Source organism: Corallococcus praedator, assembly GCF_003612125.1.
GTDB lineage: Bacteria > Myxococcota > Myxococcia > Myxococcales > Myxococcaceae > Corallococcus > Corallococcus praedator.
In genome coordinates this window covers 23,911-34,725 of the sequence record NZ_RAWI01000054.1, presented here as the reverse complement: position 1 = coordinate 34,725, position 10,815 = coordinate 23,911, and the positions used below count along the sequence as shown (strand labels likewise).

General features: G+C 72.2%; 10 protein-coding genes. 7 read left to right on the top strand and 3 right to left on the bottom strand.

Translation table 11 applies throughout. From position 1 onward, the window contains the following. The first annotated feature begins 480 nt into the window (after positions 1-480). The 6 genes from D7Y13_RS10070 (at position 481) to D7Y13_RS10045 (ending at position 7,447) form a co-directional block, all read left to right on the top strand. Positions 481-2,442, top strand: a complete 1,962-nt coding sequence (locus D7Y13_RS10070) for a TonB-dependent receptor plug domain-containing protein (RefSeq protein WP_120583738.1) — start codon at positions 481-483, stop codon at positions 2,440-2,442. Between the two features lie 40 nt (positions 2,443-2,482). Further along, complete coding sequence (locus tag D7Y13_RS10065; RefSeq protein WP_120583739.1) at positions 2,483-3,142, top strand: HmuY family protein; 660 nt, start codon at positions 2,483-2,485, stop codon at positions 3,140-3,142. Then, on the top strand, positions 3,142-4,227 hold the full coding sequence (locus D7Y13_RS10060; protein WP_120583740.1) for a hemin-degrading factor: 1,086 nt from the start codon (positions 3,142-3,144) through the stop codon (positions 4,225-4,227). The genes D7Y13_RS10065 and D7Y13_RS10060 overlap by 1 nt, the downstream gene beginning before the upstream one ends. Next, the gene (locus D7Y13_RS10055; protein WP_120583741.1) at positions 4,224-5,102 is read left to right on the top strand and encodes a heme/hemin ABC transporter substrate-binding protein; all 879 of its coding nucleotides are present in this window, start codon (positions 4,224-4,226) and stop codon (positions 5,100-5,102) included. The genes D7Y13_RS10060 and D7Y13_RS10055 overlap by 4 nt, the downstream gene beginning before the upstream one ends. After that, positions 5,099-6,184 carry a FecCD family ABC transporter permease gene (locus D7Y13_RS10050; protein WP_120583742.1) on the top strand — a complete coding sequence of 362 codons (1,086 nt, stop codon included), beginning with the start codon at positions 5,099-5,101 and terminating at the stop codon, positions 6,182-6,184. The genes D7Y13_RS10055 and D7Y13_RS10050 overlap by 4 nt, the downstream gene beginning before the upstream one ends. 459 nt (positions 6,185-6,643) lie before the next feature. Beyond that, positions 6,644-7,447, top strand: coding sequence for a heme ABC transporter ATP-binding protein (locus tag D7Y13_RS10045; RefSeq protein ID WP_120583743.1), 804 nt, complete (start codon positions 6,644-6,646; stop codon positions 7,445-7,447). 66 nt (positions 7,448-7,513) lie between these two features. Here D7Y13_RS10045 and D7Y13_RS45175 read toward each other — a convergent pair whose 3' ends face one another. Next, on the bottom strand, positions 7,514-8,185 hold the full coding sequence (locus D7Y13_RS45175) for a TetR/AcrR family transcriptional regulator (protein WP_158620370.1): 672 nt from the start codon (positions 8,183-8,185) through the stop codon (positions 7,514-7,516). Between the two features lie 70 nt (positions 8,186-8,255). Here D7Y13_RS45175 and D7Y13_RS10030 point away from each other — a divergent pair, with 70 nt between their 5' ends. Next, positions 8,256-9,146 (top strand): SDR family NAD(P)-dependent oxidoreductase, encoded by an 891-nt coding sequence (locus tag D7Y13_RS10030; protein WP_120583745.1) that lies wholly within the window; start codon positions 8,256-8,258, stop codon positions 9,144-9,146. A gap of 6 nt (positions 9,147-9,152) precedes the next feature. Here the strand turns inward: D7Y13_RS10030 and D7Y13_RS10025 are convergent, their stop codons facing one another. Together D7Y13_RS10025 and D7Y13_RS10020 are read right to left on the bottom strand one after the other, a co-directional pair. Further along, positions 9,153-9,854, bottom strand: a complete 702-nt coding sequence (locus D7Y13_RS10025) for a VOC family protein (RefSeq protein ID WP_120583746.1) — start codon at positions 9,852-9,854, stop codon at positions 9,153-9,155. Between the two features lie 128 nt (positions 9,855-9,982). Beyond that, positions 9,983-10,804, bottom strand: coding sequence for an alpha/beta hydrolase (locus tag D7Y13_RS10020; RefSeq protein WP_233595557.1), 822 nt, complete (start codon positions 10,802-10,804; stop codon positions 9,983-9,985). Between the last annotated feature and the right edge of the window lie 11 nt (positions 10,805-10,815).

Here is a 10,815-nt window from a genome sequence, read left to right as displayed (position 1 = left end):
CCCCCCGTCCCGCCGCGAAGACGGGCACGAAGTAGGGACTTCCCGTCCGGACACCGGGTTGCGGTGTTCACCGGAAGTCTTTTGACTTTGATATTCACTATCAATATCGTCTGGCCCCACTGAACGCAGGGAGCCGCGATGCACGAGGGATGCGGGCCGCAGGGAAGTGCCGGGGAGCTGCGCTGCATGTGCGGCAGCCTGTTGGCGCGGCTGGTGCCGGGCGGCGTGGAGTTGAAGTGCCGCCGGTGTCACCGGACGCAGGTGGTTCCGCTGGAGGGCTCGGCGCCTTCCCGGGACACCCGCAGGGGCTTGGCGGCGCCCCGGGGTGAAGGCGGCTGAAGCAGGCGTGGAGGGTCCGGGGCCGCGTGAGGCTCCGGGAGTGGTGGACGTGTGTTTCCTGAGGCCCGAGGCCCTTGAGCCCAGCGCCCGACAGGCTTCCTTTCGCGGAAGCCCCCGGCTTGCGTGCCGGGAGGACCTGGGATGCCCGGGCGTTGGCGTGGCTTCGCACTGCTGTGTCTCTTGCTGTCCGGCGTGGCCGGTGCGCAGGGCGTGCCGTCCGTGGACGGTGGCGTGGCGGATGTGTCGCCCGTGGACGGTGGCGTGGCCGAGGAGGCCCCCGCGCTCCAGACGGTGGTGACGGGCTCACGCAGCCAGGAGCGCGTGCGCGAATCCCCGGTGACGACGGAGGTCATCACCCGCGCGGAGATCGTCGCGAGCGGGGCGCGGGACGCCTCGGAGCTGCTCTCCGCGCGCCCGGGCCTCGTGGTGCAGCAGGGCTTCTCCGGGGCGGGGCTGTCCATGCAGGGGCTGGCGCCGGAGTACGCGCTGGTGCTGGTGGATGGCGAGCGCGTCACCGGCAAGGTGGACGGCGACGTGGACCTGTCGCGCCTGTCGATGGAGGACATCGAGCAGGTGGAGATCGTGAAGGGCCCGGGGTCGGTGATGTACGGGAGCGACGCGGTGGCGGGCGTGGTGAACTTCATCACGCGCAAGGCGCAGCGCCCCCTGGGCGCGGACCTGCGGGCCGCCTACGGCACGCGCAACCGGCTGGACCTGGACGCGACGGGCGAGACGCGCGGCGATGCGTGGGGCCTGCGCATGAGCGCGGGGCTCCAGCGCGGCTCCGCGTATGACCTGGACCCCACCGACCTGGGCACCACGGGCAGCAGCCTGAACGGATATGACCTGTCCGCGCGCGGCGACTGGCGCGGCTCGGAGACGCTGTCGCTGGAGGGCACCGCGTCCTTCTCCCACCGGCTCCAGCGCGGCGTGGACCTGGGCGCGGGCAGTGCGGTGTTCGACCGCGCGACCCGCGACAACACCTTCGCCTCGCGCCTGTCGCCGTCCTGGCGGCTGGGGCAGAAGGCGACGCTGCGCACGGACCTGTCCTACGGGCACTACGAGCGCCGCTACCTGCGCGACCAGCGCAACGCCTCCGCGCTGGACTCCGTGGAGGACACGCGCGACCAACAGGCCCGCCTGGGTGTGCAACTGGACGCGCGGCCCGGCTCGCACGCGTTCGTGGTGGGCACGGAGTACCTGGGCGAGTGGCTGCACTCGGACCGGCTGGACGGCGGCAAGGGGAGGCGCGGGCGCGGCTCCTTCTACGCGCAGGACACCTGGACGATCTGGGAGAAGCTGGGGCTGGTGATCGTGCGGGGCGGGCGGGTGGACCTGGATTCGCAGTTCGGCTTCGCGGTGACGCCCCGGGCAGCCCTGAAGGTCGACCCCTTGTCGTGGCTCACGGTGCGCGCCGGCTACGGGTGGGGCTACCGCGCGCCGAGCTTCCAGGACCTGCTCATCGACTTCGAGAACCCCGCGGTGGGCTACACCGTGCGCGGCAACCCGGACCTGAAGCCCGAGCGCTCCCGTAGCTACAACCTCAACGTGGAGGTGCGGCCCTTTGGCGACTCCATGGTGTGGGCGGGCGTGTTCCAGCACTCGCTGCGCGACATGATCGCCGCGTCGCTCCAGTCCGAGGGCGAGGCCCTGCGCTACTCGTACATCAACATCGCCCGGGCGCGCGTGCGCGGCGGCGAGCTGGGCGTGCGCCAGTCGCTGCCCGGCCGCGTCCAGGTGGAGCTGGGCTACACGCTCACCGACGGCACGGATCAGGACCTGGAGCGCGCGCTGGAAGGCCAGGCGCGCCACCGGTTCACCGCGCAGGCCTCCTGGCGCTACCGCCCGTGGGGCCTGGAGGCCCTGGTGCGCGGCGCGCTCACGGGCGAGCGGCCCTTCTACCCAGATACCAACGGAGACGGTGTGGCGGATTCCTACCGTGCCAGCCCCACCGTCTCCCTGGATGCCCGTATCGCCTGGCGGATGCCAGCGGACGGGCTCCAGCTTTTCGTCGTCGGCACCAACCTCACCGACGCGGGCAATCCCGACGACCTGCCCATTCCACCCCGCACCGTCCAGGCCGGGGTGTCCACCCGCTTCTGACCGTCCCCTCCCACCTCCGTGTTTCCTGCAAGGAGTCCGCATGTTCCCCATTCCGTTCCGCCCTGGCTTCCTGGGCCGCGCCTGCGCGGCGCTGCTCGTCGCGGGCTTGAGCTCCGCCTGCGGTGACGACCTCCAACCCCAGCCGGGACCCGAGGAGGAGGAGGACCCGGTCGTCCATCCGGAGGACAGCGCCAACCTCAAGCACCAGGACAACGGTGACGGGTCCTTCACGTCGGTCATCAACGCGACGGAGCCGGCGCTGTGGGTGGGCCTGGATCTGGACACCGGCAAGGAGGTCAGCGCGACCGAGGACGCGGCCTGGGACCTGGCCTTCCAGCGCTTCGTGGTGAAGTCGCGCGGCGGCGTCAGCGGGACGGGCGGCGTGCAGGTGGCCCTCCTGACGGACACGTCGTTCGCGGCGCTCACCCAGGCGCCGTCAACGGGCTGGTCCACGGATGCCGCGGACGGCGACGACACGGACACCACCCCGGACACGGTCTTCAACACGGCGGGCGGCTGGTATCTCTACGACCTGAAGTTCCACACGCTCACGCCGCGCGCGCAGCTCTACGTCGTCCGCTCCGACCAGGGGGCGTACTTCAAGGTGGAGCTGCTGTCGTACTACGACGACGCCGGTTCGCCCGCGAACCTGAAGCTGCGCTGGGCGAAGGTCGCCGCGCCGGCCGGGGGGCAGCCGTGATGACGCCCCAGACGGAGAAGGCCGGGAGCACGACCGCCGCGCTGCGAGAGCGCTGGCAGGCCCTGCGGGAGTCCCAGCCGCGCACGCGCATCCGCGACGCGGCGGAGCAACTGGGGGTGAGCGAGGCGGAGCTGCTCGTCACCGGGTTGAACGGGGAGCTGGTGCGGCTGGAGCCGCGCTTCGACGTGCTCCTGCCCCGGTTGGAGTCGCTGGGGCGGGTGATGGCCCTGACGCGCAACGCGTCCGCGGTGCACGAGAAGAAGGGCGTCTACCGCAAGGTGGAGGTGCACGGCGCGATGGCGCTGGTGCTGGACGAGGACATCGACCTGCGGCTGTTCCTGTCGCGGTGGTGCTTCGCGTTCGCGCTGCGCGAGGACGTGTCCGGCGAGGTGCGCCGCAGCCTCCAGGTCTTCGACGCGGCGGGCACCGCCGTGCACAAGATCTACCTCCAGCCGGAGGCGGACGTCGCCGCCTTCGAGGCGCTGGTGGCGGAGCTGACACACGAGGACCCATCCCATGTGTTGAACGTGGTGCCGGTGGCCCCGCCGCCCGTGCCCCTGCCGGACGCGGACATCGACGCGCCAGGGCTGGTGGACGGCTGGCGCGCGCTCCAGGACACGCACGAGTTCTTCGCGCTGCTCAAGCGCTTCAAGGTGGCGCGCACGCAGGCCCTGCGGCTCGCGGGCCCGGAGTTCGCGTTGCCGGTGGCGCCGGACGCGCTGGGCTGGACGCTGGAGCGCGCCGCGTCGTCGGGGCTGCCCATCATGATCTTCGTGGGCAACCCGGGGGCGATCCAGATCCACACCGGGCCGGTGCGCACGGTGCGGCCCATGGGCCCGTGGATGAACGTGTTGGATCCGGGCTTCAACCTCCACGTGCGCGCGGATCAGGTCCACTCCGCCTGGGTGGTGCGCAAGCCCACGCGCGACGGCACCGTCACCTCGCTGGAGCTGTTCGACCGGGCGGGCGAGAACATCGGTTTGCTGTTCGGCAAGCGCAAGCCGGGGGAGCTGGAGTCCCCGGCGTGGCGGACGCTGATGGAAGAGCTGGGCCGGGCGCTGCCCGCGGTGGAGGTGGCGTCATGAGGCGCACGGCTTCGAAGTGGGGGCTCGTCTGCGCGCTGTTCGCGCTGTCCGCGCACGCGGCGCCGCCCGAGCCGAAGAAGGCCGCGCCGAAGCTCGTGGTCATCGGGCCGGCCATCACGCAGACGGTGTTCGCGCTGGGCGCGGGCGACCGGGTGGTGGGCGTGGACGACTCCAGCGGAGCGCTGCCGGAGGCGTCGAAGGTGCGCACGGTGGGCTACCAGCGCGCGCTGTCGGCCGAAGGGGTGCTGTCGCTGGGCGCGGGCCTGTTGCTGGGCTCGGCGGAGGCCGGGCCGCCCGCGGTGCTGGAGCAGTTGAAGCAGGCGGGCATGCAGGTGGAGACGTTCGCCAACGAGCCCACGGTGGACGCGGCGCGCGCTCGCATCCAGACCGTCGCGGAGCGACTGGGCACGCCGGACCAGGGCAAGGCGCTGGTGGCGAAGCTGGACGAGGACCTGGCCCGGGCGGCCGGCCGCGTGACGGCGCTGAAGGGCGCGAAGCCGCCGCGCATCCTCGCGGTGTACGCGCGCGGCGCGGGCACGATGATGGTGGCGGGCTCCGGGTCGGTGGCGGACACGCTCATCCGGCTGTCGGGCGCGGTGAACGCGGTGGGGGAGCTGAAGGGCTACAAGCCGCTCAGCGCGGAGGCCGTGGTGGCGGCGGCGCCGGACTTCGTGTTGCTGCCCGCGGGCTCGGTGGAGACGGTGGGCGGCGCGGAGGGCCTGTCGAAGCAGCCCGGCCTGTCGCAGGTGAAGGGCTGGAAGCTCGTCACGGTGGAGGACGTGGACTTCATGGGGCTGGGGCCGGGCCTGGGCCGGGCCGTGGGGCGCCTGCAGGACGGGGTGTTGCCGGCGGCAGGGAAGGGCGGCGGCAAATGAGCGCGTCGGAGGCCATGCCCGTGTCCGCCGCGCGTCCGGTGCCTTCACGGCTTCCGGGCGTGAGGCCCTGGGTGACGCTGAGCCTGGTGCTGGCGCTGGTGGTGCTCGCGTCGCTGGCCATAGGCACGGTGCCGGTGCCTCCGGCCGCCATCCTTGGCAGCCTCTGGGAGGCACTGGGGTTGGGCGAGGCCTCCCAACGGATGGACACCACGCAGCGCGCGGTGCTGTTCACCCTCCGCCTGCCGCGTGTGCTGTTGGGCATGATGGTGGGCGCGGTGCTGGCGACGACGGGGGCCGCGCTCCAGGCGCTCTTCCGCAATCCGCTGGTGGAGCCGGGCCTGCTGGGCACCTCCAGTGGCGCGGCGCTGGGCGCGGTGCTGGCCATCGTGCTGGACGTGACACTGGGGATGCAGATGGGCGCGCTGCGCATGCTGGTGGTGCCGGGCGCGGCCTTCCTGGGCGCGCTGGGCGCGACGCTGCTGGCCCAGCGGTTGGGCACGGGGGGAGGCAGGACGGACACGCCGCGCATGTTGCTGTCGGGCGTGGCGGTGAGCGCGGGGGCGTTCGCGGGCATGGGGCTCTTGACCCACGCGGCCTCGGACGCGCAGCTGCGCTCCATCACCTTCTGGAGCCTGGGCAGCCTGGGCGGCGGGTCGTGGGAGACGGTGGGTGCCGCGGCGGTGCCGCTGCTGCTCACGCTGGGCCTGGTGCTGCGCGAGGCGCGAGCGCTCAACCTGGTGCTGCTGGGCGAGCGCGAGGCGTACCACCTGGGCGTGGACGTGGAGCGCCTCAAGCGCCGGCTCATCCTCTCCGCGGCGTTGGGCGTGGGGGCGGCGGTGGCCTTCACGGGGATGATTGGCTTCGTGGGCCTGCTGGTGCCCGCATTGCTGCGCATGGCGCTGGGGCCGGATCACCGGCGGCTGCTGGCGGCGTCCGCGCTGACAGGAGCGTCGCTGCTGCTGGCGTCGGACCTGCTCTCGCGCACGCTGGCCGCGCCGTCGGAGCTGCCGGTGGGGGCGCTTACCTCCGTGCTGGGCGTGCCGGCCTTCATCGCGCTGCTGTCGCGCAAGGGGGCGGCATGAGCCCGGAGTCACCTTCGTTGGAGCAGGACTCCGAGGCGGGTGCGCCGGTCGAACGCATGCACGCAGAGGAACGTGACGCGGGCTCGACCGTCGTCACGGACGCGCCGGCAGGCCTCACGCGCTTCGGACAGAAGGCCCGCGTGAGTCCAGAGGCACGTGATGCGGGCTCGACCGTCGTCACGGGGACACCGACTGGCATCAAGCGGTTCATGCAATGGATCCGCGTGCGTCCGGCGACACGTGACATGGACCCGACCTTCGTCACGGGCGTACCGGCAGGCATCACCCGCTCTGGACAGAGGGCCCGCGTGAGCCCGGAGGCTCGTGACGCGACTCCAGTGGCGGGCATCTCGCGTTCCGCGCAGAGGACCCGAGTGCTCTCAGGTTCATCCGACACGGAGCTGGCCTCCGTGCGCGCATGCCGGCCACCCCAGCGCGTGCGGCGCGCAAGGAGGCGGTATGAGCCTTGAGGCGCGCGACGTGGAGGTGTGGCGTGGACGCGGGCGCGTGGCGGGACCGCTGTCGCTGGAGGTGAAGCCCGGCGAAGTGCTGGCCGTGGTGGGCCCCAACGGCGCGGGCAAGTCGTCGCTGCTGGCCGCGCTGTCGGGCGAGCTGCGCTGCAAGAGCGGCGACGTGTTCCTGGAAGGACGCGCGCTGCACCAGTGGCCCCTGGCGGAACGCGCGCAGCGGCTGGGTGTGCTGCTCCAGGAGTCCTCGCTGGGCTTCGGCTTCACCGCGCTGGAAGTGGTGGTGCTGGGGCGCAGCCCCCACGCGCGGCGAGGCGGCGAGGAGTCCGACCTGGCGGTGGCCCGCGCCGCGCTGGACGCCACCGACACGCAGCACCTGGCCTCGCGCGCGTACACCACGCTCTCAGGGGGCGAGCGGCAACGCGTGCAACTGGCGCGCGTGCTGGCCCAACTGTGGACGCCCCCCGTGCACGGCCACCGCTACCTGCTGTTGGACGAGCCGACGGCGAGCCTGGACCTCTCCCACCAGCACCTGGTGCTGGAGCGGGCGCGGGCGTTCGCGCACGAAGGCGGCGCGGTGCTCACCGTGCTGCATGACCTGAACCTGGCCGCGCGCTATGCGGACCGCATCGCGGTGCTGGACCAGGGCCGGTGCGTGCAGTCAGGCACCCCGACGAACGTGCTGACCCCGGACCTCATCGCGAACACCTTCGGGTTGCGCGTGGAGGTGGTGTCGCGGCCGGACCTGCCCGGCCCGCTGGTGATTCCCATGGGCCGCGCGTCCCCACCGCCCTGAAGCCATTCTTTTCCTCAACGCCCCTCCAAGGCCGCGCGTCGGACCCTCCTCGCGGCGGGATGTCGCTCACATCCGGACCGTCCGCTCCCGGGCCGTCCGGCGCACCGGGACCGCCGCCGGCTCCGGGCGCAGGTAGCCCAGCGCGAGCGTGGCGATCTCCTCCACGAAGCTCTCATCCTCCAGGTAGTCCGGCCGCTCCGTCACCGCCGTGTGGCAGAGCGCCTCCACGGTGGTCACCAGGATGAAGACCGCCATGTCCAGGTTCTGGGGACGCAGGTCCTCGAAGCGCGGCGCCAGGAAGGCGCGCACCACGCGGAACAGGCGCTGCGAGTACACATCCGACAGGCCCCACTGGCGCATGCGCGGCATCAGCTCATGCAGCACCTGGTTCAGGCGCGGGTTCTCCCGCTTCACGGCGATGACCTGCCGGATGAGCGCGCGCATCGCCACCGGAAGCGGCTGCCCGGCCAGCGGCACCAGCCCCGCCTCGAAGTCCGCCACCCCCCGAGCGCGGTGCTGCTCCATCAGCGCCGTCACCAGTCCCTCCTTGCTGGGGAAGTACTGGTAGAGCGAGCCGACGCTCACGCCCGCCTCCTGCGCGATGCGGTTGGTGCTCGCGGCGTCGTACCCGTCCTTGACCAGAACGCGAGCAGTCGCGGTGAGGATGGCATCGCAGGTGGCCTGCGACCGCTCCTGGCGGGGTGCCCTGCGACGGGAAGGGGGCGGACGGCGGGGCATGGGACCTCTGGAACGGAATGTGAGCCCAACGCGAGTTGAGAACGTGAGCGCTCGCTCACATTCTAACCCCATGCAAACGACTTCCGCACAGCCCATCGCCCGCCGTCCTGCTTCCACCCCCGCGCCCAGGTCCGGGGCCTTCCCCTACGCGGGGCACCGCGCGCTCGTGACGGGCGCGTCGTCCGGGCTGGGCGAGGTGTTCGCCCGCGAGCTGGCGGCCCGGGGCATGGACCTCATCCTGGTGGCGCGCTCGGAGGACCGGATGCGCACGCTGGCGACGAAGCTCCAGGCGGAGCACGGCATCCAGGCGGAGGTCATCGCGCTGGACCTGGGCCGCGAGGGCGCCGGCAGGGAGTTGCACGCGCGCTGCCAGGAGAAGGGGCTGCGCGTGGACCTGCTCGTCAACAACGCGGGCTTCGGCTCCCACGGCGCCTTCGAGTCCGCCTCATTCGCGCGCCAGCACGAGCAGGTGATGCTCAACGTCACGGCGCTCGCGGACACCTGCCACCTGTTCCTGCCGGACATGCTCGCGCGCGGCGTGGGCGGCATCCTCAACGTCGCCTCCATCGCGGGCTTCCAGCCGGTGCCGTACATGGCCATCTACGGCGCCACCAAGGCGTTCGTGCTGTCCTTCACGGAGGCGCTGTCGGAGGAGACCCGTGAGCGGGGCGTGCGCGTGCTCGCGCTCTGCCCGGGGCCGGTGCAGACGGCCTTCTTCGACGTGGTGGGCACGAAGCAGGCCGCGGTGGGCCCGCTGGCGCCGGCGGAAGGGGTCGTGCTCCGCGCCCTCAAGGCCCTGGATCAGGGCCGGGCCTCGGTGGTGCCGGGGTGGCGCAACTGGTTCCAGGCAAACATGACGCGCTTCGCGCCGCGCTGGGTCGGCCTGCGGGTGGCGGGCGGGATGATGAAGCCGCAAGCGGCACGAGGCCCGGAGGCGGGCCCGGCGAGCGCCACGCCGTAGCGGAACTCAGGTCGCCGGGCGCCTGGGCACCGGCGGAGTGGGGGAGTCCAGCGCGGCGGCGATCTGCTCGTCGGTGAGCTGGAAGAACACCGCGCCGCGCGGGGCCCACTCGCCGGTGAAGACGAAGTTGGGCCGTGCGGTGGGGGCCGGCTGCGGCACCTTGCCGCCCTGCGACGTGAAGGGCGGCGGCCGGACGAAGCTCTCCAGTTCGCTGGCGTTGATGCCACAGAAGGCCACCACGGCCGGGTCGATCCACTGCTCCACGTCGATGGCGCCCTCGGCCGTCGCGAACTCCAGGATGAGGCCCTCCGGCGCCTGGACGTACATCGACTTGCACATGTTGTGGTTGACGGGGCCCGCCACCCAGTAGCCGTGCGAGCGCAGCCGGTCGCGCAGCGCCAGCAGCTCCACTTCCGTGGGGACGCTCAGCGCCAGGTGCTGCATCGCGCCCGGGGCCACCGACCCCGCGCTGAAGCCCGGGTGCGAGACGCCAATCACCGGCTCGATGGTCGCCATGTCCGGCGCCTGCACGAAGCTCAGGGAGCAGGTGTCCCCCAGCCGCAGGAACGCATGCACGGTGTTCTCCACGCCGTGCATCCAGTACAGCGCTTCCAGCTCCATGCCGACGACCTGGGTGAAGAACGCGAGCTGCGCCTTCATGTCGCGCGTCGCGAGAGCCAGATGATGCACGCCAGTGGGAAGTCCCATCGAACGCCTCCACGGTGGAGAAGGAGCCGCCCCGGAGTGGAGCGGCGCGCTGGCGTTCTAACCGGTTTCCCGGGACCGGGCACCCGCCGCCTGCCGTCCTGCTCGCGGTGGAGGGGGGCTTCCGCTGCTCAATGCGGGGGCACGGGCGCGAGGTACTGGCGCAGCACCTGGGGCGACAGCGAGCGGTAGATGTTGTCGTGGCGCAGGTCGGGCCGGGACTCGTACCGCCACTTCAAGCTGGCGGGCGCGTTCGCGCGAAGGACCTCCGCCAAGCGCGCCGACTGAGGGCCGATGGTGTCATCGCCCGCGGAGGCCACATACAGCGTGGCGCGCACGTCTGGCCGTGCGGTGAGCCGCTCCTCGGCCTTGCGCACCACTTCGTCGTCGTTCCACCAGAGGCTGGGGCTCAAGGCGATGGACGTGGTGAACAGCCCCGGCTCTAGGAAGAAGGTCTCCACGATGAACAGCCCGGCGAGCGACTCGCCGACGATGGCCGTCTCCTCCGTCACGCGATAGCGACGGCGCACCTCGGGCATGAGCTCGTCGCGGAGGAAGGCGCGGAACGCGGCCGAGCCTCCGACGCGCGGGGCGATCTTCCGGTCCTCTTCCACCTGGGTTGGTCCGGTCATGTCGCGGCGCCGCTCGGTGTTCTCGATGCCGACGAGGATGAACGGCCGCACTTCTCCGGCGCGGATCGCGGTGTCGAGGGTGGCGGCGACGTGCGGGAAGTCCTCCTGCTCGCCGCCGTCGGGCATGTACAGCACGGGATAGCGCGTCGCCGCCGCCGGGTCGTAGCCCGGGGGTGTGTAGACGTTGAGCCGCCGGGTCTCCTGGAGCGCCGCGGACGGCAGCGTGAAGGACGCGTGTGCCGGCGTGGGCTCAGGGACCACGGCATGGCCCCGACAGGCGCAGAGCAGCGCCGCGAACAGCAACACACCAAGTCGGGTCATCGCGCCGCGCA